Raw genomic sequence first — 20,480 nt, forward strand, 5'->3', positions numbered from 1 at the left:
TGCCGAGGACGCCGCTGCCGATGCGGCCGCCTTCCTTGTCCATGTCCGAGAACGCCTCGCTGGGCATCAGACCCAGTCCTCCTCAGCGGGTTCGGTGGCGCGTACGGTCGCGAAGGCCTCGCCCGCCATGCCGGCGGTGAGGGTGGTGCCGTCGGCCGGGTCGATCAGCAGGAACGAGCCGGTGCGGCGGTTGTCGCAGTAGGCGTCGAGGGCCAGCGGCTCGGCGGTGCGCAGCACCACGTGGCCGAGGTCGTTGACGTTCAACCCCTGGGCGCCGGAGCGCTGTTCGAGGGTGTCGCCCGCCTTGGTCGGCAGAGCGATGCGGTAGGTGATGTCCTTGACCAGCGCGCGCACGGTGCGGGTGGTGTGCTTGAGCAGGACCTTGTCCCCTGCGCGCAGCGGGCGCTCGTTGAGGTGGCTGACGGTGGCCTCGATGTCCCTGGTGGGCGCGGGGATCACGCCGGCCGCGATCAGGTCGCCGCGGGAGACGTCGAGGTCGTCGGCGAGCCGGACGGTGATCGACTGGGGCGCCCAGGCGAGGTCCGTCTCGCGGCCGAGCGCGTCGATCCCGGCGACGGTGGTGGTGTGGCCCGAGGGCAGCACCGTCACCGGGTCGCCGACCCGCAGCACGCCGGAGGCCAACTGCCCGGCGTAGCCGCGGTAGTCGGGGTGCTCCTCGCTCTGCGGGCGGATCACGTACTGGACGGGGAAGCGGGCCGGATCGGCGTCCGGGTCGCTGCCGACCGGGACGGTCTCCAGGTGCTCCAGCAGGGTCGGGCCGCCGTACCAGTCCATGTGCGCGGACGGCTCGACGACGTTGTCCCCGGCGAGGGCCGAGATCGGCACGGCCACCACGTCGCCCACGCCGAGCGAGGCGGCGTAGGCGGTGAACTCCTCGGCGATGGCGGCGAAGACGGGCTCGGCGTAGTCGACCAGGTCCATCTTGTTGACGGCCAGTACGACGTGCGGCACCCGCAGCAGCGCGGCGACGGCAGCGTGCCGGCGGGTCTGCTCGACGACGCCGTTGCGGGCGTCGACCAGCACCACGGCCAGTTCGGCGGTGGAGGCGCCGGTCACCATGTTGCGGGTGTACTGCACGTGCCCGGGGGTGTCGGCGAGGATGAACCGCCGCCGGGGGGTGGCGAAGTAGCGGTAGGCCACGTCGATGGTGATGCCCTGCTCGCGCTCGGCGCGCAGGCCGTCGGTGAGCAGCGCGAGGTCGGGCGCGTCCTGGCCGCGGTTCAGGGAGGCGCGTTCGACGGCCTCCAGCTGGTCGGCGAGCACGGACTTGGAGTCGTGCAGCAGGCGGCCGACCAGGGTGGACTTGCCGTCGTCGACGGATCCGGCGGTGGCGAAGCGCAGCAGCGACGTGGCGGTGGCTTCCTGGGTGGTGCTGGTCATCGTTAGAAGTACCCCTCGCGCTTGCGGTCTTCCATCGCGGCCTCGGACAGCTTGTCGTCGGCCCGCGTCGCGCCGCGCTCGGTGAGGCGGCTGGCGGCGATCTCGGCGATCACGGCCTGGATGTCGGTGGCGTCCGAGTCGACGGCGCCGGTGCAGGACATGTCGCCGACGGTGCGGTAGCGGATCAGCCGCCGCTGGACGGGCTCGTTCTCCTTGGGGCCGCCCCACTCACCGGCGGTCAGCCACATGCCGGCGCGGGCGAAGACGTCCCGCTCGTGGGCGTAGTAGATCTCCGGGAGGTCGATGCCCTCGCGCTCGATGTACTGCCAGACGTCCAGCTCGGTCCAGTTGGACAGCGGGAAGACGCGCACGTGCTCGCCGACGGCGTGCCGGCCGTTGTACAGCGACCACAGCTCGGGGCGCTGGCGGCGAGGGTCCCAGGCGCCGAACTCGTCGCGCAGGGAGAACACCCGCTCCTTGGCACGGGCCTTCTCCTCGTCGCGGCGCCCGCCGCCGAACACCGCGTCGAAGCGGTTCGTCTCGATGGCGTCGAGCAGCGGGACGGTCTGCAGCGGGTTGCGGGTGCCGTCCGGGCGCTCGCGCAGCCGGCCGTCGTCGATGAAGTCCTGGACGTGGGCGACGTGCAGGCGCAGGCCGTGCTCGGCCACGACGCGGTCGCGGTAGGCGATCACCTCGGGGAAGTTGTGCCCGGTGTCGACGTGCAGCAGCGAGAACGGCACGGCGGCCGGGTGGAAGGCCTTGAGCGCCAGGTGCAGCATGACGATGGAGTCCTTGCCGCCCGAGAACAGGATCACCGGGCGCTCGAACTCCCCCGCGACCTCGCGGAAGACGTGCACCGACTCGGCCTCCAGCGCGTCCAGGTGGGACAGCGCGAAGGGGGTGTCTTCGTGGGTGCGGACCGGGCCGTCGGTCGCGGTGGTCATGCGAGACCCCTCTCGGTCAGGAAGGCGTGCAGCTCGGCGGCGGACTCGGCGACCGCGCGGCCCTGCGTCTGGATCCGCAGCTCCGGCTTCTGCGGCGCCTCGTACGGGTCGTCCACGCCGGTGAGGCCGGCCAGCTCGCCGGCGGCCTGCTTGGCGTACAGGCCCTTGACGTCGCGTTCGGCGCACAGCTCGACCGGGGTGGCGACGTGGACCTCCAGGAACTCGGTGTCGGCCGCCGCGTGCCGCTCGCGCACCGCGGCGCGCGAGTCGGCGAACGGGGCGATCACCGGGGCGAGCACCTTGACGCCGTGGGCGGCGAGCTTCTCGGCGACGAAGCCGATCCGGGTCACGTTGGTGTGCCGGTCCTCGCGGGTGAAGCCGAGGCCCTTGGAGAGGAACTCGCGGATCTCGTCGCCGTCCAGGACCTCGACCCGGTGGCCCTCGGCGCGCAGCCGTCCGGCCAGCGCGAAGGCGAGCGTGGTCTTGCCCGCGCTCGGCAGCCCGGTCAGCCACACGGTGGCGCCGCGCTCGCAGGGGGCGGCCGCGGGGGCCGCCTCCGCGGCTCCGTCGGCGGCCCGGGTGTGAGCTGTCACAGTCTCAAGTCCTTCGTCGGTAGTGGGGGGGTGGGTCAGAGGTGGATGCCGCACTCGGTCTTGCCGGAGCCGGACCAGCGCCCGGCCCGGGCGTCCTCGCCCTCGGCGGGCTTGCGGGTGCAGGACAGCGGCGAGCAGCCGATCGAGGTGTAGCCCTCCCACAGCAGCGGGTTGAGCAGCACCCCGTGGGCGGCGACGTAGGCGTCCACGTCCTCCTGCGTCCACCGGGCGATCGGGGCGATCTTGACCTTGCGGCGCCGGGCGTCCCAGGACACCACCGGGGTGTCCGCCCGGCTCGGGGACTCGTCGCGGCGCAGCCCCGTCGCCCAGGCGTCGTAGCCGCCGAGGCCGCGGTTCAGCGGCTCGACCTTGCGCAGCGAGCAGCACAGGTCCGGGTCGCGGTCGTGCAGGTGCGGCCCGTGCTCGGCGTCCTGCTCGGCCACGGTGCGCAGCGGCCTGAGGGTGATGACGTTGACCGGCATGGTCGCGGCCACCGCGTCCCGGGTGCCGATGGTCTCCGGGAAGTGGTAGCCGGTGTCCAGGAACACCACGTCCACGCCGGGGAACACCGAGGAGGCGAGGTGGGCGACGACCGCGTCCTCCATCGAGGAGGTGACGCAGAAGCGGCGGCCGAAGGTGTCGGCGGCCCAGGCCAGGATCTCCTGGGGCGTCGCCTCCTCCAGCTCGCGGCCGGCCCGGACGGCTATCTCCTCGTAGTCAGTCGCCGCGCTGGTCACCGGACGAACCCCCGTCGGTCGCAGTCGAGTTGGTCGCAGTCGATGCAGCCGACATCGAGTCGGCCGAAGTCGTGGCGGCCGAAGCCGAGTCGGCCGCGGCCGGGGCGGTCGGGGCCGGGGCGGTCGGGGCCGAGGCGGTCGGGGACAGCAGGCCGAGGAACTTCAGCTGGAAGGCGCGGCGGCACCCGTGGCACTCCCAGGCGCCGTGTCCGACCTCGGAGGGGCGCAGGTCCTCGTCCCCGCAATAGGGGCAGAAGAACGGTGCGGCACGCTCACTCACGACAGCTGCTCCTCGCCGGCCCGGGCCGCCCACTGGGCGAAGCGCTCGCCCTCGGTGCGGTCGGCCTGGTAGCGGGTCAGGACGCGCTCGACGTAGTCGGGCAGGTCGTCCTTGGTGACCTTGAGGCCGCGGACCTTGCGGCCGAACCCGGCCTCCAGGCCGAGCGCGCCGCCCAGGTGCACCTGGTAGCCCTCGACCTGCTCGCCGTTGCCGTCCGGGACGAGCTGGCCCTTGAGGCCGATGTCGGCGACCTGGATGCGGGCGCAGGCGTTCGGGCAGCCGTTGATGTTGATGGTCAGCGGCTCGGCGAAGTCCGGCAGGCGCTTCTCCAGCTCGTCGATGAGCGTGCGGCCGCGCTCCTTGGTCTCGACGATGGCGAGCTTGCAGTACTCGATGCCGGTGCAGGCCATGGTGCCGCGGCGGAACGGCGACGGGGTGACCCGCAGGTCCAGCGCTTCCAGGCCGGCCACCACCGAGTCGACCTGGTCCTCGGCGATGTCGAGGACCAGCATCTTCTGTTCGGCGGTGGTGCGCAGCCGGTCGCTGCCGTGCGCGGCGGCGAGGTCGGCGATCTGGCCGAGCAGCCGGCCGTCGACCCGGCCGACGCGCGGCGCGAAGCCGATGTAGTACCGGCCGTCCTTCTGCCGGTGGACGCCGACGTGGTCGCGCCAGCGGCCGCTGGGCTCCTGCGGGGCGGGGCCGTCGACCAGCCGGTACGTGAGGTACTCGTCCTCCAGCACCTGGCGGAACTTCTCCACGCCCCAGTCGGCGACCAGGAACTTCAGCCGGGCGCGGTTGCGCAGCCGGCGGTAGCCGTAGTCGCGGAAGATGCCGATGACGCCGCCGTAGACGTCGGCGACCTCGTCCAGCGGGACCCAGGCGCCCAGCCGCACGCCCAGCTTGGGGTTGGTGGACAGCCCTCCGCCGACCCACAGGTCGAAGCCGGGGCCGTGCTCGGGGTGGACCACGCCGACGAAGGCGACGTCGTTGATCTCGTGCGCGACGTCCAGCAGCGGGGAGCCGGAGACGGCGGACTTGAACTTGCGCGGCAGGTTGGAGAAGTCCTTGTTGCCGATGAAGCGCCGCTGGATCTCCTCGATGGCGGGGGTGCCGTCGATGATCTCGTCCTCGGCGATGCCGGCCACCGGGGAGCCGAGGATGACGCGCGGGGTGTCGCCGCAGGCCTCGGTGGTGGACAGGCCGACGGCCTCCAGCTTCTGCCAGATCGCCGGGACGTCCTCGATCCGGATCCAGTGGTACTGGACGTTCTGGCGGTCGGTCAGGTCGGCGGTGTTGCGGGCGTACTGCTCGGAGACCTCGGCGATCGCCTTCAGCTGGGCGACGGTCAGCCGGCCGCCGTCGACCCGCACGCGCAGCATGAAGTACTCGGCGTCGAGCTCGTGCGGCTCCAGGATCGCGGTCTTGCCGCCGTCGATGCCCTCCTTGCGCTGGGTGTACAGGCCCCACCAGCGCATCCGGCCGCGCAGGTCGGCGGGGTCGATCGAGTCGAAGCCCCGGTGCGCGTAGATCGTCTCAATACGTGTCCGTACGTTGAGACCGTCGTCGTCCTTCTTGAACTGCTCGTTGGCGTTCAGGGGGGTGAAGTGGCCCATGCCCCACTGGCCCTCGCCGCGGTGACGGGTCACCTTGCGAGGCGCGGCGGGGCGTCGCGCGGCGGCGCGGTCGGCCGTGGGCTCGGCGGTCTCGGGGGTGGTGGCCATGGTGAAGTCCTTCGGGGCAGATGGCTCTGACGCCGGGTGGGTCGCTGGGGGTGCGGTGCTGCTGTGACCTGCGGGTATTCCCAGGGCCGGGGAGAGCAGTGACCGTGGCCGGCCGGGCGCCCGCGCGTCCGCTCCAGCGGGGACTGCGAGGTGGGTGGCGCCCGGGTGCGGTGATGCGGCGGGGTGGGCTCAGATCGCCGGACAGATGGCGCTGGACACGCGAAGGAGATCGACGTGGAGTCGACCAACTAGGGTGGTTCCGGCGCTCGGCATGGCAAGAGATTGGCACGGCGCGGGACTTGCGGTCCACTAACATCCGGATGGTGGACGCTGATGTTTCGTTATGTGAGACAGTCGGGGATTCCCGCCGCTCCCCGCCCCGGCGCCCGTCCACGCGCCCGTACCCCGGGGGAGATCAACCGCGCGGCCCCGGCCCGATACCGTTAGACCCGTGCAAGCAGCAGGCGAGACGAGCAGACCGAACCCCGAACGGCCCTCCCGGCGCCGGGGCAAGGGCTCCCGACGCGCGGCCAAACAGGCCGCCTGGCGCCGTACGGCGTGGGAGCTGGTCAAGGACACCACCAACACCTGCGTCGAGTACCGGGTCACCGGACTCGCCGCGGAGGCGGCCTTCTTCACCCTGCTGTCGATCCCGCCGCTGCTCCTCGGCCTGGCCGGCACCCTCGGCTACCTCGACGAGTTCCTCGGGGCCGGCACCATCGACCGGCTCAAGCACGACATCGTCTCGGCCTCCGGGACGGTCCTGTCGGACTCGTCCGTCAAAGAGGTCGTGGTGCCGCTGCTGGACCAGGTCTTCGCCCACTCCCGGCCCGACCTCGTCTCGATCGGCTTCCTGCTGTCGCTGTGGTCCGGCTCCAGAGCGCTCTACATCTTCATCGACACCATCACCGTCATGTACGGGCTCGACGGCAAGCGGGGCATCGTCAAGACCCGGCTGATGTCCCTCGGCCTCTACTTCGGCGCCCTCGTCATCAGCTCCCTGGTGCTGCCGCTGCTGATGGCCGGACCCGGACTCATCGAGAACGCCGTGCCCGGCGTCGCCGGACTGGTCGGCGCCGCCTACTGGCCGGTCGCCATCGTGCTGCTGATCGTCTCCCTCACCACCCTCTACCACCTGGCCGTCCCCGTCTCCACCCCCTGGCGCGAGGACGTCCCCGGCGCCCTGGTCGCCCTGGTGGTGCTGGTCGTCTGCAGCGTCGCCCTGCGGATCTACCTGGTCAGCTCGGTCGAGGTCCCCTCGGTGTACGGCTCGCTGGCCGCGCCGGTGGCCGTACTGCTGTGGATCTTCGTGGTCGCCCTGGCCGTCCTCATCGGCGCCGCCATGAACGCCGCCATAGACCGCCGCTGGCCCACCCTGGAGACCGCCGACGCCCGCGCCGAGAACGAGCGCGCCCAGGAGGAGGCCGCCGCCGCCGTGGTCCGCGAGGTCGCCGCCCGGCGCGCCGCCGAACGGGCCCGGCGCGCCCGCGAACTCGGCCTCGCCGAAGGCGCCGAGGAGGAGTGGGGCGAGGAGGACGGCGACGACGTCGACGTCCCCTCCGAGTACCCGGAACGCTGGGCCGACGTCCTGGCCGCCGACAACGTCCGCGGCCGCCTCACCGCCCGCGGCGGGCCCCACCACCGGCCTGGGCCGCCCCCGCCGGACAGCGACCGGCCGTCCGGTCCGCCGCCGGAGCGGCGGGCGCCCGACTACCCGCCCAGGCCGCCGTGGGAGCAGCAGTAGCGCCCGGGGCTCCGGGCGTGACGGCGGACGCACAGGGCCTCCCCCGCATCCCGCGGGGGAGGCCCTGTGCGTCGGGTCGTCTCCTGACGCCGGCCGTCTCCTGACGTCCGTTCGTCTCCTGACGTCCGTTCTTCTCCTGGCGTCGGCTCGCCGTTGCCCGGAGGGCGGCCGGCGGACGGTCAGGCGGCGGGAGGTCAGGCGGTGGACGGGTTCGGCGGGAAGGGGGACTGCGGGGCCGGGTGGTACCCGTACGGGGACTGCCCGGCCGGGGGGTGCGGGGAGGCCGGGTTGACCTCGGTCCGGTCCGGATCCGGGCCCGGGGCGGCCGGGCGTGGGAGCGTCAGCTCCGGGGCCGTCGGGTTCGGGCCGCTCGGCGCGGTCGGGTTCGGGCCCGGGCTCGGGTTCGGGCTCGGATCCACCGCGGCCGCACCGCCCGCGGCCGCACCGCCCGGGGCCGCCCGGCCCGCCGGCCCGGCCTGCGCCGGGAGCGGATCGGGGCTCGGCGGCGCCGGCTCCAGCGCCGTGCGCCCGGCCGAGTCGCTCAGCTTGATCAGCAGCGCCACGATCAGCCAGTTCGCCAGCAGCGACGAGCCGCCCGCCGCCAGGAACGGCAGCGCCTTGCCGGTCAGCGGCACCAGCCCGCTCACCCCGCCGACCACCACGAACACCTGCAGCGCCAGCGCCGTCGACAGCCCCGTCGCCAGCAGCTTGCCGAACGGGTCGGTCAGCCCGACCGCCGTCCGCAGCCCGCGCTGGACCAGCAGCAGGTACACCAGCAGCACCGCCGTCACCCCGGCCAGGCCCAGCTCCTCGCCGATCGTGGTGAAGACGAAGTCGCTGCGCCCGGCGAAGCCGATCAGCCACGGCCGCCCCGAGCCCAGGCCCGTCCCGGTCAGGTGCCCGGTGCCCAGGCTGAACAGCGCCTCGGCGGGCTGGTCGGAGATGATCGCCGGGTCGTGGTGCTCCTTGTAGATGTCGAGCGGGTGCAGCCAGGCCTCGACGCGCCCGTGCACGTGCGGCTCCACGGTGCCGACCACGGCCGCGCCGCCGACCGCCATCAGCAGGCCGAGCACCACCCAGCTGGTGCGCTCGGTCGCCGCGTACAGCATCACGACGAAGACGCCGAAGAAGATCAGCGAGGTGCCGAGGTCGCGCTCGAAGACCAGCACCAGCAGGCTGACCACCCAGATCGCCAGCACCGGGCCGACGTGCCGCCCGCGCGGCAGGGTCATCCCCCAGATCTTCCGGCCGGCCAGCGCGAGCGCGTCCCGGGAGGCCATCAGATAGCCGGCGAAGAAGATCGTGATCGCGACCTTCACGAACTCGTCCGGCTCGAAGGAGAGCCCGAACAGGCGGATCCAGCGCTTGGCGCCGAAGTCCTCCGGCCGACCCGGGAAGAACGCGGGCGCCGCCAGCAGGATCAGCGCCCCCGTCATCAGCAGGTACACGTACCGCTGGAAGAACCTGTGGTGCTTGATCAGCGCGATCAGCGCGATCGCCACCGCGACCGAGACGAACACCCACATCAGCTGCGAGGGCGCGGCCGGGAGCTTCTGGTAGTCGCCCTTCTTGGCGTGCGCCGCCGCGTAGGAGATGTCCAGCCGGTCCAGCAGCATCAGCCCGAAGCCGGTCAGGAAGACGCCCAGCGGCAGGATCAGCGGATCCGCGTACGGGGCGAACCGTCGCACCGCCAGGTGCGCCGCCCCGGCCAGTCCGCCCAGCGCCAGGCCGTGGACCAGCAGCCCGGGCGGCATCTTGCCGGTCAGTGCCAGATCGGCGTCGATGTGCCCCGCCAGACAGACGGCCACCGCGAGCGCCAGCAGGCCCAGCTCGATGTTGCGGTGGCGCGCCGCCAGCCGGCGGCCCTCGCCGCGTGCAGTGCCTTGCACCCTTGTCGTCCCCTTGTCATCACCCGCGTGGCCGGTATCGCCGACGGTGCATCCTGCCAGACGAACACGGCCCTGCGCCGGTTGCGGTCCGGGGGCCGTCGAGGCCGGAACTTTGCCTGGGCAAAGCTTTTTCCGAGCTCGGTAAAGCTTTGTTCAGGCGCAGGTATAGAGGCGGGCCCCGGGCGCGGCGGGCCCCGGCCGGGAGGCCATCATGGCCGGGGCGCCGCGGTCCGGTCCGCGGCGCCCGACGGACCGCCGGACGGCGCCGGCGGCGGCAGGGCGCGAACGAGGTGGGCGGACGGATGGACGGCGCGGTGCGAGTGCTCGCCTACAGCGGACCACCGCCCTGGCAGTGGTCCGACCTGGCCACCGCGTGGACGGCCGAACCGCTGGTGCTCACCCTCTCCGTGTTGCTCGGCGGCTGGTACCTGGCCGCGGTGCGCACCGTCCACCGGGCCGGCGGCGAGCGCTGGCAGCCCTCCCGCACCGCCGCCTTCCTGGGCGGGCTGCTGCTGTGGATCTGGTGCACCTGCTCCGGCCTCGGCGTGTACGAGCGGATCCTGTTCACCGACCGGGCCGTCCAGGTCGTGCTGCTGCTGATGCTCGTCCCGCTGCTGCTCGCCCTCGGCGCGCCGGTCTCGCTGCTGGTCGCGGCCGCGCCGCCGGCCCGGCGCGAGCGCATCCTGCGGGCGCTGCGCAGCCGGCCGTCCAAGGTGCTGATGTTCCCGGCCGTCTCCACCGCGCTGCTGATGGCCCCGCCGTGGCTGCTCTACTTCACGCCCTGGTACGAGGAGTCGGTGTCCAGCGCGTTCGGGAACGTGCTGCTGCACCTGGCGCTGGTGCTGCTCGGGCTGGCGTACTTCTGGCCGCGGCTGCAGATCGACCCGGTCGGGCGCGAGTACCCGCACCTGGTCGGGCTGTTCATCACCTTCGCCGAGGTGATCTTCGACGCGGGGCTCGGGCTGGTGCTGATCTACGGCGGCCACCTGGTCGCCGAGCACCACTACGTGGCGCTCGGGCGGCCGTGGGGGCCGAGCCTGGCGCAGGACCAGACCTGGGGCGGCAACATGCTCTGGGTGCTGGGCGACCTGGTCGGGCTGCCGTTCCTGGCCGCGCTGGTGCGGCGGATGGTGGTGCAGGGGCGGGAGGAGATCAAGGCGGTGGACGCCGAACTGGACGCCCGTTTCGAGGAGGCCGCGGCGCAGGCGCAGGCGGCGGGGCTGCCGGCCGAGGAGGAGGCCGGGATGCGGCCCTGGTGGCTGGACGATCCGAACCTCAAGCACCGGTACGGCGGGTAGTCGGCTCCGGCGGGTTCCTGGGCGCGGGCCCGCACTTTTGTAGGTCCAATGTTGGTCCCTTGTGGATCCCTTCACCGCGTTTCCGCAGGTCAAAAACCAGTTGGCCCCGCCACCCCCACCAGCTAGCGTTTGTCCCGTCCAGATCGGGGGCCTTCACGGCCGCCCGAGGAGTAGAGAGCAGGAGGTGAACCCCGTGGTCGTTGTCGCCCCGATAGCTGCCTTGGGCAGTACTCGCGTTCACCTCCTCTTCCCGGCCGCCGGCTGACCTTTTCCGCGCCAGCCGCAGCCCGCCGGGATCATCTCCTCCCGAAGGGCCCACCGCGTTGTTCAACGCTGCCTCCACTTCGTCGTTCCCCTCCGCCTCCGCCTCTGGCTCCCCCTCTGGTTTCCCCTCTGACGAGCTGCCGCTGTCCGGCTACGGCTGGACGCCCGAGCTCGCCGAACTCTTCACCCCGCTCGCCGAGGCCGGGCTGATCCCGGCCCGGATCGTCCGGGTCGACCGCGGCCAGTGCGACGCCGTGCTCGCCGATCCGGAGACGGGCGAGCCGCGCACCGTCCGGCTCGACACCCGCCCGGTCGGCGACGCCGACATGATCAACTGCCCGTGCACCGGCGACTGGGCCGCCGTGGACCTCCACGCCCAGCCGATGGCCGCCGTCACCGCACTGCTGCCCCGCTCGACCGCGATCATCCGCAAGGTGGCCGGCAAGCGCTCCGACGGCCAGGTGCTCGCCGCCAATGTCGACACCGTCCTGATCGCCGCCTCGCTCGCCGCCGATCCGGACCTCGGCCGGATAGAGCGCTTCCTCGCCCTGGCCTGGGAGTCCGGCGCCGACCCCCTGGTCGTCCTCACCAAGGCCGACCTGGTGGACGACGCCGAGTTCATCCGCGCCGACGTCGAGGCGGTCGCGCCCGGCGTCACCGTGCTCGTGGTCAGCGCCGGGACGGGCGAGGGCATGGACGTGCTGCGCGCCTGCGCGCCCGGCACCACGGCCGTGATCGGCCAGTCCGGCGTCGGCAAGTCCACGCTCACCAACGCGCTCGCCGGCGTCACTGCGATGGCCGTCCAGGAGGCCCGCTCGGTCGACCAGAAGGGCCGCCACACCACGACCACCCGTGAACTGATCCCGCTGCCCGGCGGGGGTGTGCTCATCGACACCCCCGGGCTGCGCGAGGTCGGCCTCTACGGTGGCGAGGGCGTGGACCTGGCCTTCGCCGACATCGCCGGACTGGCCGAGGACTGCCGCTTCCACGACTGCGGCCACCACACCGAGCCCGGCTGCGCGGTGCAGGCGGCGCTCGCCGACGGCACCCTGCCACAGCGCCGGATGGACAGCTACCTCAAGCTCCAGCGCGAGAACGAGTGGATCGCCTCCCGCTCGGACGCCCGACTGGCCTCGGCCCGGGCGAAGAAGTGGAAGTCGCTCTCCAAGTCGATGCGCGCCGCGGGAGGCTCCGTGAAGCGCTGACCAGGAAAGCCGACAAGGAAAGCCGACCAGGAAATCAGGGGGCCGCGGCCGGCCTCGGCCCGGGCCACCCGGCTCGGCGGAGGCCGGGCGGGCCGGCAGCCGGAAGTGCTTCAGGGCCACTGCGGTGGCGTCGTCCACGGTGAAACCCGGGTCACCGAGGGCGGCGAGCCGCCCTGGCCGGCGGCCAGACCGCGAGCAACGCGCGCGTGCGCCGAGCGCTGCGGTGCGGTGCGGTGCGGTCTTCCCCCGGGGTGGCCCCGGGGCGGGCTCTCCGGTGCGGGCGTCCCAGCGCGGGTCTCCGGGTGTGGGTCTCTCGGTGTGGGGCCTCCGGCGTGGGCGCCGGTGTGAGCCCCTCGGTGCGGGTTCCCTGCGCGGTCCTCCGGCGTGGTCCTCTGGTTGGGCCCCCAGCGCGGGCCCCGGCGTGGGCCCCAGCGCGGGCCCCGGCGTGGGCCCTCCGGGCCGGTGCTCGGATGGGTGGGTGGAGGTGGGCGGAGGGTGGGGTGGGGGAGGGGGGAGGGCCCCCAACGGCCATGTCCGATTCCCGCCAGTCACCCCCCACTCCAGTGCCGCAGACTGGACAGCGTGATCGACGACGACATCCGGTACCGAGCCGTGGACAGCCGAGACGCCCGCTTCGACGGCGTCTTCTTCACGGCCGTCACCTCCACCGGCATCTACTGCCGACCGAGCTGCCCCGCCGTGACCCCCAAGCGCGTCAACTGCGTCTTCTACCCCAGCGCCGCGGCCGCCCAGGGGGCCGGCTTCCGCGCCTGCCGCCGCTGCCGCCCCGACTCCGTACCGGGCTCCCCGGAGTGGAACCACCGCGCCGACCTGGTCGGTCGCGCGATGCGCCTGATCGGCGACGGCGTGGTGGACCGCGAGGGCGTCGCGGGCCTGGCCAGCCGCCTCGGCTACAGCTCCCGCCAGCTCCAGCGCCAGCTCATCGCCGAACTGGGCGCCGGCCCGATCGCGCTGGCCCGCGCCCGCCGCGCCCAGACCGCCCGCCTGCTGCTGCAGACGACCGAACTCCCGGTCACCGACATCGCGTTCGCCGCCGGCTTCGCTTCGGTGCGGCAGTTCAACGACACCGTCCGCGAGGTCTACGACCGCACCCCCAGCGGTCTGCGCGCCGAGGTCGTGGCCGGCCGCCGCGTCGCGACCCCGGCCGGCGGCCTCACCCTGCGCCTGGCCTACCGCGGCGCGCTCGACAGCGACCACCTGATCGACTTCCTCGCTCTGCGTGCCGTCCCCGGCGTGGAGGAGGTCGTCCCCGGTCCGCGCTCCGGCGTCCGCACCTACCGGCGCACCCTGGCGCTCCCGTACGGGCACGGCATCGCCGAGGTCGACGGGCTGGCGCCGGGCGAACCGCGCACCCGCGGCTGGCTCGACTGCCGCCTGCTGCTCGCGGACCTGCGCGACCTCCCGACCGCCGTCCAGCGCCTGCGTGGCCTGTTCGACCTGGACGCCGACCCGGACGCGGTCGACGAGCAGCTCGGCGCCGACCCCGTGCTCGGCCCCCTGGTCCGGGAACGCCCCGGCCTGCGCTCGCCCGGCCACGTGGACCCGCACGAGCTGGCCGTCCGTGCGGTGCTCGGCCAGCAGATCACGGTCGGCGCCGCCCGTACGCTGGCCGGCCGGCTGACCGAGAAGTACGGCGCCGCGCTGCCCGAGCCGAGCGGCGGCCTGCGGCTGCTGTTCCCGACGGCGGCGGTGCTGGCCACCGCCGACCCGGAGGACTTCGCGATGCCCGCTGCCCGCCGCCGCGCGCTCACCGGCCTGTGCGCGGCCCTGGCCGAGGGGGCGGTGCGACTCGACGGCGGGGTGGACCGGGAGGAGTCCGCGGCCCGGCTGCTGGCCCTGCCCGGCATCGGCCCCTGGACCGTCGGCTACCTGAGGATGCGGGCCCTCGCCGACCCCGACGTCTTCCTCCCGGGCGATGTGGGCGTCAAGCACGGCCTCGTCCGGCTCGGCGCCCCCGGCGACCCGAAGAGCGCCGCCCGCGCGGCCGAGGCGTGGGCCCCGTGGCGCTCCTACGCCGTGCACCGGCTGTGGGCCGGGCCCGCGAGCGCCAGCACTGGAACGGAGAAGGCAGAGGCATGAGTACCACCGTCTACACCACCATGGAGAGCCCGTTCGGCCGGCTGCTGCTGTCCGGCGTCCTGCCCGAGGGCGGCGGCGCGGCGGCGCTGGCCACCGTGACCGCGCCCGGGCAGAAGTACGCGCTGCCCGAGCCCGCCGACGACTGGGTCCTCGACCCGGAGGCGCTCGCCGAGCCGGTCGCCCAGCTGACCGCCTACTTCGCGGGCGAGCGCACCTCCTTCGACCTCCCGCTCGCCCCGGTGGGCACCGAGTTCCGCCGGCGGATCTGGGCCGCCCTGGACGAGATCCCGTACGGCGAGACCGTCACCTACGGCCAACTCGCCGATCTGGCGGGGGAGTCGCCGCGGGCGGTGCGGGCGGTCGGCGGCGCGGTGGGCGCCAATCCGCTGCTCATCGTCCGCCCCTGCCACCGCGTCATGGGCGCCAACGGTTCGCTGACCGGCTTCGCGGCGGGTGTGGACTGCAAGCGCCGGCTGCTGGAGCTGGAGAGCGGCACGCTGTTCTGACGCGTCCGCCCGGGCGGCGGCGCGGCTCAGCCCGCCGACGCCCGCAGGTCCACCCGCCAGTTGCGGCTGCGCATGAACCGCCCGGGCGGGAACTCGAAGTCCGTCTCGCCGACGAGGCTGAACCCGGCCTTCGCGCAGACCGCGTTGGAGGCCGGGTTGTCCACCGAGGGGAAGGCGTGCAGGTGGCGGTGGGCGGCCTCGCGGCGGGCGGCCGCGACGGCGGCGCGGGTGGCGGCGACGGCGATGCCCCGCCCCTGGTGGCCGGGCAGGACGTTCCACCCCATCTCGTGGACGGTCTCGCCCTCCCAGGTGCGGGTGCCGTAGCCGACGGTTCCGACGGCCTCGCCCTCGGGGAGCAGCACGATCCGGTACATGCAGCCCAGGCCGGACGGGACGAAGTCGAGGTAGCGCCGGTGCCGGACGAGGAGTTGCTCCTCGGTCTCCGGGCCGCCGACGTGCTTCTTCATCTCCGGGGTGTTGACCCGGCGCAGCAGTGCGAGGTCGGCGTCCGTCCAGGGCTCGATCAGTACCTGTGCTGTGCTCATGCCGGGGACGGTAGCGGTCCGTACGGGTCGGTGACCAGCGGTTTTGCAGGCGTCCGGGGGTGCTGACCGGGGTTCGGCCCCGGGTTGGGCCCGGTCAAGGGCCTGGCCCGGCCGGGGTTCAGGCCTGGTCGGGGCCCTGGCCGGCCTCGGCGAGGGCGCGGGCGAGCTGTTCGAGGGCGGGCAGGGCGTGGACGACGGCGTCGCGGTCGGTGGGGTCGAGGGTGTCGAGGGCGGTGGCGATGCGGCGCTCGTGGGCGCGCTGCCAGTCGTCGAGCTGGCGCCGGCCGGCCGGGGTGAGGGCGATGCGGGCGGTGCGGCGGTCGCCGGGGTCGGCCTGGCGGTCGACGAATCCGGCGTCGAGGAGTTTGCCGATCAGTCCGCTGACGGTGTTGGGGGCGAGCCGCTGCCGGGCGGCGAGTTCGCCGACCCGCAGGGGTGCGGCGGCGAGGGTCTGGAGGAGTTCGACCTGCGCCATGGGCAGGGACTCCCACGGGTAGTCGGTGCGGATGCTGCTGCGCAGGGCGCGGCGCAGGCGGGTGACGGTGTCGGTGAGCCGCCGGGCGTGGTCGACCGCCGTTTCGGGGGTTTCGGTGGCGGGGTCGGGGACGTGTGGTGACGACGGCATGGCGGACAGCGTATCGCCTGGTACGGGCCGGTCCGGCGGGTTGTCCACCGTCGAGCGGGGGCCTCCCGGAGCTCTGCGGAGCTCGGTGGAAGTCTGCGGATCCCCTTGGAGCTCCGTGGGACTCTCCGGGATCCCGTCGGAAGGCGAGCAAGTCGTAGAAAGAACATATCTGCATCCGATATATTTGTGGCATGAACGCCACCGCTCTTGCCGCGCGGCTGCTCACCGAGCGGCCCCGGCCCCGCGGCATAGCCGGCTGGCGTCACGCCCACTGGCTGGCCGTCGGCACCGTCTGCCTCGGGGCCTTCCTCGGCCAGCTCACCGCCAGCGTCACCGCCCTCGTCTTCCCGGCCCTCGGCCGGCACTTCGACGCCGGCTTCGCGGCCGTCGAATGGGTCGCCCTCGCCTACCTCCTGGTACTGGTCGCCCTGCTCGCCCCGGTCGGCTGGCTCTCCGACCTCATCGGCCGCAAGACCATGTACCTCGGCGGCTTCGCCGTCTTCGCCCTGGCCTCGCTCGGCGCCGGATACGCCGGCAGCCTCGGCGTGCTGGTCGCCTGCCGGGCCGTCCAGGCCGTCGGCGGCGCGATGATGCAGGCCAACAGCGTCGCCCTGGTGGCGCGCGGCGTCCCGGAGCACGCGATGCGGCGCGCGCTCGGCATCCAGGCGGCGGCCCAGGGGCTCGGTCTGGCGCTGGGCCCCAGCCTCGGCGGGCTGCTGGTGGAGCACGCCTCCTGGCGGTGGGTGTTCTGGATCAACGTGCCGATCGGGGTGCTGGGCATCCTGGCCGGCTGGTTCCTGCTGCCCCGCACCCGCACCGGGCCCCCGCCCGCCGTCGGTACCGGGCAGCAGCTCGCCGCCGGCACCGGGGGCCCGCCCGCAGGAGCCGCCGCGCGCCTGCCCGCTCCCCGCACCGAGGACGGCCCGCTCGCGCCGGGCGTGGGGAGCCCGCCCGCCACCGCGTCCGGCGGCCGCTTCGACCTGGCCGGCCTGCTGCTGCTCACCGGCTCCACCACCGCGCTGCTGCTCGCCCTGTCCACCGCCTCCGGACTGCCGCTGCCCGGCTGGGCCGCCGCCGCACTGCTGCTCGCCGCCGCCGTCCTCGCGCTCGCGCTGGTCCGTCAGGAACGGCGGGCCGCCCGGCCGATCTTGGCGCCCGGCCTGGTCAACACCCCCGGGGTGCGGTCCGGGCTGGTGGTTTCGCTGATCGGCTACCTGCTGCTGTTCTGCCCGCTCGTGCTCGGCCCGGTGCTGCTGACCGGCGCGGGCGTGCCGGTGGCCCGGGCCGGCCTGGTGATCACCCTGCTGCCCGCCGCGTTCGCGCTCGCCGCGACCGTCGGCGGCGCGCTGCTGCCGCGCGGCTGGTCGGACGTCGCCCGCTGCCGCGCGGGCGCGGTGCTCGCGGGCGCGGGGCTGCTGCTGTTCGCGCTGCTGCCGGTCTCCGGGGCGGCCGTGGCGGTGCCGCTGCTGCTCGCCGGCTACGGGCTGGGACTGCTGCTGCCCGCCAACAACGCGCTGGTGATGCGGGCGATCCCGGCGCAGTGCTCGGCGGTCGGCGGCGGCATGGTGAACATGGCCCGCAGCCTCGGGACGGCGCTCGGCACCGCGCTGCCCGTCCTCGGGGTCCATCTGGCGGGCCCGGCGGCCGGCGGCCGGACGGTGCTGCTCGCTCTCGCGGCGGTCGCGGTGGCAGCCGTGGCCCTGACCCGGCCGGTCCGCCAGGCCTGAGCCGGGACCTCTTCCTCTGAGCCTCCGACCCCTGAGCCTGAGAGCCCCTAAGCCTCCGAGCGGACGTTCAGTGCGTCCTGGGCCCGGTTGAGGCCGCGCCGCACCAGCGTGTCCAGCGCGTCCGCGCACCGGTCCAACACCCCTGGCAGGGCGGCCTGTTCGTGGTCCGAGAACTTCTTCAGCACGAAGTCGCCGGCGCTCTGCCCCTTCGGTGGGCGCCCGATGCCGAAGCGCAGCCGCACGAAGTCGGGGGTGCCGAGCACCTCGCCCACCGAGCGCACGCCGTTGTGGCCGCCGGGGCCGCCGCCGCGCTTGAGCCGCCCGGTGCCGAACGCGAAGTCCAGGTCGTCCTGCACGACCACCAGGTGCTCGACCGGGACGCCGTAACGCCGCAGCAGGCCGGACACCGGTCGGCCGGACAGGTTGATGAACCACTGCGGCTTGGCCAGCACCACCCGGTGGCCGTCGACCTCGATCTCCGCCACCAGGGCGCCGATCCCGCGCCGCCGGAACCGCGCGCCGTACCGTTCGGCCAGCCGTTCCACGGTCAGGAAGCCGGCGTTGTGCCGGGTCAGCCGGAACCACGGGCCGGGGTTGCCCAGTCCGGCGATCAGCCAGGGTGCGGCGGGGGGCATCGGGAACTCCAGGGGCTTGTCGCGGACGCGGGACGGCCGGGGCACGGTACGCACGGTACGGGACCGTCGACCGCGCCCCGGCCGTCCGAGGACACGCGCAGTGGGGTGGGTCAGGACTCGGGCACGCCGGGGGCGGCGCCGCGCTCCGTGAGCATGTCGGTCATCAGCTGCACCTCCGAGGTCTGCGCGACCACCATCGACTGGGCGAGCCGCTTCTCGGCGTCGTTCTTCGCCAGGTCCACATAGCCCTGGGCCATTTCGACGCCGCCCTTGTGGTGCTGGATCATCAGCTGCAGGTAGTACACCTCGGCGTCCCGCCCGCTGAGCGAACGCAGCTTCGCCAGCTGGGTGTTGGTGGCCATGCCGGGCATCAGCGAACCGTCGTGGGCCTGGTAGTCGTGGCCCATCCTCATCCACGTCATCGGCTTGGCCGCCGAGTGCTGCGGCAGCCCCCACTGGTCGATCCAGCCCATCATCATCCCGCGCTGGTTGGCCTGGGTGTTGATGATGTCGAAGGCGAGGGTGCGGGTCGGGTCGTCGCCGGTGCGGTCCCGGACGATGAACGACAGGTCCACCGCCTGCTGGTGGTGGGTCGCCATGTCGCGGGCGAACCCGGCCTCGGGCGAGTCGTCCGCCGGGACGGCCACCGAGGCCGACCCGGACGCCGACGTCCCGCTCGCCACCAGGGCGGGCACCCCGAGGGCCAGCGCGAGGGCGGCGGCCAGCGCGGCCGGCCACCACAGCCGCCGACGGGCCGGGCGCGGCGCCCCGGCCTCGTCCGCGAACTCCTCGGCGGCGTGCTCGGAGCCGTCCTCGGGCAGCGCCGCGTCGGCGGTCACATCTGCCCCATGGTGCAGGAGGCGCCCGGCTCCTGGGTCTGCTTGCCCTGGACGTACTTGGTGAAGAACTGGTTCACCCGGGGGTCGCTCGCGCTGTCCACGATCAGCTGGGTGCTCCAGGCGTTCAGGGTGATGGCGCCCTTCTCGTCCGGGTACGGGCTCATCAGCGAGTACGGGGTGGTCTTGACCTTGTCGGACAGGGTCTTGATGTCGTCCGGCGTCGCCTTGCCGTTGTACGTCACCCAGACCGCGCCGTGCTCCAGCGAGTGGACGGCGCGCTCGTTCTCGACCGGCTGGTCGTAGACGTGGCCCATGCAGTCCAGCCAGATCGCGTTGTGGTCGCCGCCGACCGGCGGGGTCATCGGGTAGCTGACCTTGTCCTTGACGTGGGTGCGGCTCAGCTCGCCGAAGGTCTGCACGCCCGGGATGTCCGCGTTGGCGGCGGCCTGCTCCTTCTTCTTGCTCTGGTTGGCGTCCATGACGATCCAGGTGCCGGTGGCGATCGCGCCGATCACCAGCACACCGGCCGCGACCGAGGCGATGACCTTGTTGCGGCGGTCGCGGCGCTGCTCGCCGGCGCGCAGCTCGGCTATCCGGGCGCGGCGGTCGGTCGGGCCGGGCTTGCCGGACTGCTTGCCGGACTGCTTCGAGGCGGAACCCATGGTGGTTGTCCTTGTCCCCGCCGCGCACTGCTGGTGGCGCGGCGGTCAGCTGAAAGAAGGGGAGGGGCGGATCCGCCGGCGGATGCCGGGCGGTGGGTTCCGCTCAGGACCGGTGTACTTGCAGCTCGTGCAGATCGGGCGCCGGATGCGGACCGTCCAGCAGCCCGGCGGGCACCACTCTGGGCAGCGCCTCGGCTGCCGGCGCGAGCGGTGACGCGGCCGGCTGCGGATGCGGCGGCGGGTTCGGCAGCTGGGCGTCCTGCGCGCAGTACGGGTGGCTGGAGCAGCCGTTGTCACGGCGGGGCTGCCCGCCGTCGGCGGTGCACCACGTCCAGTGCCGCTGCTCGCCGGCGCGCTGGCGCTGGTCGGAGGCCTTGGCGGCGGGGCCGGCGTGCGGGGCGTGACTGGAGACCGCCGTGACGGCGGTGACGGTGACGGCGGCGGTGACGGTGGTCGGCATCGGAGCGGCGTGCGCGCCGACCGCCTTCGACTGACCGGCGCACGGCAGCGTCGTGAGCAGCGCGACCAGCAGCAGAACCCACAGCACACCCACCGGGCGGCCCGCCGGAGCGGCCCTCCCCGGTCGAGGTGAGCTGGGGGCCGACGCGGTCATGCGCACATTTAATCAGCCGAACGAGTGAAGCGATGCCCCTCCTCCACCCCCATTTTCGGCCGCTCCCGGACCCGAACACCCCGGAAACGCCCTGCTCCGGGCACATCCGGCAAGCACGGACGGAACGGGACCGAACGCAGGGGTGAACCCGG

Annotated in this window: 20 protein-coding genes; 6 read left to right on the forward strand and 14 right to left on the reverse strand. The window is 73.7% G+C overall.

What is annotated here, in order from left to right; translation table 11 throughout:
• Positions 1–66: 66 nt before the first annotated feature.
• The 7 genes from ACFWPI_RS07095 to ACFWPI_RS07125 form a co-directional block, all read right to left on the reverse strand.
• Positions 67–1,401, reverse strand: a complete 1,335-nt coding sequence (locus tag ACFWPI_RS07095; RefSeq protein WP_380372440.1) for a sulfate adenylyltransferase subunit 1 — start codon at positions 1,399–1,401, stop codon at positions 67–69.
• Positions 1,402–1,403: 2 nt separating this feature from the next.
• Positions 1,404–2,345 (reverse strand): sulfate adenylyltransferase subunit CysD, encoded by a 942-nt coding sequence (gene cysD / locus ACFWPI_RS07100; protein WP_380372437.1) that lies wholly within the window; start codon positions 2,343–2,345, stop codon positions 1,404–1,406.
• A complete protein-coding gene (gene cysC, locus ACFWPI_RS07105) occupies positions 2,342–2,938 on the reverse strand; it encodes an adenylyl-sulfate kinase (RefSeq protein ID WP_380372434.1) in 597 nt (198 codons plus the stop codon). The genes cysD and cysC overlap by 4 nt, the downstream gene beginning before the upstream one ends.
• Before the next feature lie 35 nt (positions 2,939–2,973).
• Positions 2,974–3,675, reverse strand: a complete 702-nt coding sequence (locus ACFWPI_RS07110) for a phosphoadenylyl-sulfate reductase (protein ID WP_380372432.1) — start codon at positions 3,673–3,675, stop codon at positions 2,974–2,976.
• Positions 3,656–3,955 (reverse strand): hypothetical protein, encoded by a 300-nt coding sequence (locus tag ACFWPI_RS07115; RefSeq protein ID WP_380372559.1) that lies wholly within the window; start codon positions 3,953–3,955, stop codon positions 3,656–3,658. The genes ACFWPI_RS07110 and ACFWPI_RS07115 overlap by 20 nt, the downstream gene beginning before the upstream one ends.
• Positions 3,952–5,676, reverse strand: a complete 1,725-nt coding sequence (locus ACFWPI_RS07120; RefSeq protein ID WP_363368688.1) for a nitrite/sulfite reductase — start codon at positions 5,674–5,676, stop codon at positions 3,952–3,954. Before ACFWPI_RS07120 ends, ACFWPI_RS07115 begins: the two co-directional genes overlap by 4 nt.
• 189 nt (positions 5,677–5,865) lie before the next feature.
• Entirely contained in the window at positions 5,866–5,949 is an 84-nt protein-coding gene (locus ACFWPI_RS07125) for a putative leader peptide (RefSeq protein WP_347878562.1), read from the reverse strand.
• Positions 5,950–6,127: 178 nt separating this feature from the next.
• Here ACFWPI_RS07125 and ACFWPI_RS07130 point away from each other — a divergent pair, with 178 nt between their 5' ends.
• Complete coding sequence (locus ACFWPI_RS07130) at positions 6,128–7,420, forward strand: YihY/virulence factor BrkB family protein (RefSeq protein ID WP_380372429.1); 1,293 nt, start codon at positions 6,128–6,130, stop codon at positions 7,418–7,420.
• A gap of 194 nt (positions 7,421–7,614) precedes the next feature.
• Here the strand turns inward: ACFWPI_RS07130 and ACFWPI_RS07135 are convergent, their stop codons facing one another.
• The gene (locus ACFWPI_RS07135) at positions 7,615–9,309 is read right to left on the reverse strand and encodes an FtsW/RodA/SpoVE family cell cycle protein (protein ID WP_380372427.1); all 1,695 of its coding nucleotides are present in this window, start codon (positions 9,307–9,309) and stop codon (positions 7,615–7,617) included.
• A 302-nt stretch (positions 9,310–9,611) separates the two neighbouring features.
• Here ACFWPI_RS07135 and ACFWPI_RS07140 point away from each other — a divergent pair, with 302 nt between their 5' ends.
• The 4 genes from ACFWPI_RS07140 (at position 9,612) to ACFWPI_RS07155 (ending at position 14,682) form a co-directional block, all read left to right on the forward strand.
• Positions 9,612–10,607: a cytochrome c oxidase assembly protein gene (locus ACFWPI_RS07140; RefSeq protein WP_380372425.1), complete on the forward strand. Its 996-nt coding sequence runs from the start codon at positions 9,612–9,614 to the stop codon at positions 10,605–10,607.
• A gap of 323 nt (positions 10,608–10,930) precedes the next feature.
• Positions 10,931–12,076, forward strand: a complete 1,146-nt coding sequence (rsgA, locus tag ACFWPI_RS07145; RefSeq protein ID WP_380372422.1) for a ribosome small subunit-dependent GTPase A — start codon at positions 10,931–10,933, stop codon at positions 12,074–12,076.
• A 582-nt stretch (positions 12,077–12,658) separates the two neighbouring features.
• Positions 12,659–14,176, forward strand: coding sequence for a DNA-3-methyladenine glycosylase 2 family protein (locus ACFWPI_RS07150; protein WP_380372420.1), 1,518 nt, complete (start codon positions 12,659–12,661; stop codon positions 14,174–14,176).
• Positions 14,173–14,682 carry a methylated-DNA--[protein]-cysteine S-methyltransferase gene (locus ACFWPI_RS07155; RefSeq protein ID WP_363368700.1) on the forward strand — a complete coding sequence of 170 codons (510 nt, stop codon included), beginning with the start codon at positions 14,173–14,175 and terminating at the stop codon, positions 14,680–14,682. Before ACFWPI_RS07150 ends, ACFWPI_RS07155 begins: the two co-directional genes overlap by 4 nt.
• Positions 14,683–14,708: 26 nt before the next feature.
• On the opposite strand, the gene ACFWPI_RS07160 is transcribed toward ACFWPI_RS07155, so the two are convergent.
• Together ACFWPI_RS07160 and ACFWPI_RS07165 are read right to left on the reverse strand one after the other, a co-directional pair.
• Positions 14,709–15,227 carry a GNAT family N-acetyltransferase gene (locus ACFWPI_RS07160; protein ID WP_380372417.1) on the reverse strand — a complete coding sequence of 173 codons (519 nt, stop codon included), beginning with the start codon at positions 15,225–15,227 and terminating at the stop codon, positions 14,709–14,711.
• 118 nt (positions 15,228–15,345) lie between these two features.
• On the reverse strand, positions 15,346–15,852 hold the full coding sequence (locus ACFWPI_RS07165) for a MarR family transcriptional regulator (protein ID WP_063347089.1): 507 nt from the start codon (positions 15,850–15,852) through the stop codon (positions 15,346–15,348).
• 191 nt (positions 15,853–16,043) lie between these two features.
• On the opposite strand from ACFWPI_RS07165, the gene ACFWPI_RS07170 reads away from it, so the two are divergent.
• A complete protein-coding gene (locus ACFWPI_RS07170) occupies positions 16,044–17,579 on the forward strand; it encodes an MFS transporter (RefSeq protein ID WP_380372413.1) in 1,536 nt (511 codons plus the stop codon).
• A 47-nt stretch (positions 17,580–17,626) separates the two neighbouring features.
• On the opposite strand, the gene pth is transcribed toward ACFWPI_RS07170, so the two are convergent.
• The 4 genes from pth to ACFWPI_RS07190 form a co-directional block, all read right to left on the reverse strand.
• Positions 17,627–18,214 carry an aminoacyl-tRNA hydrolase gene (gene pth / locus ACFWPI_RS07175; protein ID WP_380346131.1) on the reverse strand — a complete coding sequence of 196 codons (588 nt, stop codon included), beginning with the start codon at positions 18,212–18,214 and terminating at the stop codon, positions 17,627–17,629.
• A 110-nt stretch (positions 18,215–18,324) separates the two neighbouring features.
• The gene (locus ACFWPI_RS07180) at positions 18,325–19,053 is read right to left on the reverse strand and encodes a DUF305 domain-containing protein (protein ID WP_380372410.1); all 729 of its coding nucleotides are present in this window, start codon (positions 19,051–19,053) and stop codon (positions 18,325–18,327) included.
• Positions 19,050–19,715: a DUF3105 domain-containing protein gene (locus ACFWPI_RS07185; protein WP_063347086.1), complete on the reverse strand. Its 666-nt coding sequence runs from the start codon at positions 19,713–19,715 to the stop codon at positions 19,050–19,052. Before ACFWPI_RS07185 ends, ACFWPI_RS07180 begins: the two co-directional genes overlap by 4 nt.
• A gap of 103 nt (positions 19,716–19,818) precedes the next feature.
• Positions 19,819–20,328: a hypothetical protein gene (locus ACFWPI_RS07190; protein WP_380372408.1), complete on the reverse strand. Its 510-nt coding sequence runs from the start codon at positions 20,326–20,328 to the stop codon at positions 19,819–19,821.
• Between the last annotated feature and the right edge of the window lie 152 nt (positions 20,329–20,480).

This window comes from Kitasatospora sp. NPDC058492 (assembly GCF_042720685.1).
Taxonomy (GTDB): domain Bacteria; phylum Actinomycetota; class Actinomycetes; order Streptomycetales; family Streptomycetaceae; genus Kitasatospora.

Excerpts from the sequence above, each read along its gene's own strand:
- ACFWPI_RS07095 (WP_380372440.1), bottom strand. The coding sequence starts at position 1,401 with ATGACCAGCACCACCCAGGAAGCCACCGCCACGTCGCTGCTGCGCTTC.
- cysD (WP_380372437.1), bottom strand. The coding sequence starts at position 2,345 with ATGACCACCGCGACCGACGGCCCGGTCCGCACCCACGAAGACACCCCC.
- ACFWPI_RS07120 (WP_363368688.1), bottom strand. The coding sequence starts at position 5,676 with ATGGCCACCACCCCCGAGACCGCCGAGCCCACGGCCGACCGCGCCGCC.
- ACFWPI_RS07125 (WP_347878562.1), bottom strand. The coding sequence starts at position 5,949 with ATGCCGAGCGCCGGAACCACCCTAGTTGGTCGACTCCACGTCGATCTC.
- ACFWPI_RS07140 (WP_380372425.1), top strand. The coding sequence starts at position 9,612 with ATGGACGGCGCGGTGCGAGTGCTCGCCTACAGCGGACCACCGCCCTGG.
- ACFWPI_RS07155 (WP_363368700.1), top strand. The coding sequence starts at position 14,173 with ATGAGTACCACCGTCTACACCACCATGGAGAGCCCGTTCGGCCGGCTG.
- ACFWPI_RS07160 (WP_380372417.1), bottom strand. The coding sequence starts at position 15,227 with ATGAGCACAGCACAGGTACTGATCGAGCCCTGGACGGACGCCGACCTC.
- ACFWPI_RS07165 (WP_063347089.1), bottom strand. The coding sequence starts at position 15,852 with ATGCCGTCGTCACCACACGTCCCCGACCCCGCCACCGAAACCCCCGAA.
- ACFWPI_RS07170 (WP_380372413.1), top strand. The coding sequence starts at position 16,044 with ATGAACGCCACCGCTCTTGCCGCGCGGCTGCTCACCGAGCGGCCCCGG.
- pth (WP_380346131.1), bottom strand. The coding sequence starts at position 18,214 with ATGCCCCCCGCCGCACCCTGGCTGATCGCCGGACTGGGCAACCCCGGC.
- ACFWPI_RS07185 (WP_063347086.1), bottom strand. The coding sequence starts at position 19,715 with ATGGGTTCCGCCTCGAAGCAGTCCGGCAAGCAGTCCGGCAAGCCCGGC.
- ACFWPI_RS07190 (WP_380372408.1), bottom strand. The coding sequence starts at position 20,328 with ATGACCGCGTCGGCCCCCAGCTCACCTCGACCGGGGAGGGCCGCTCCG.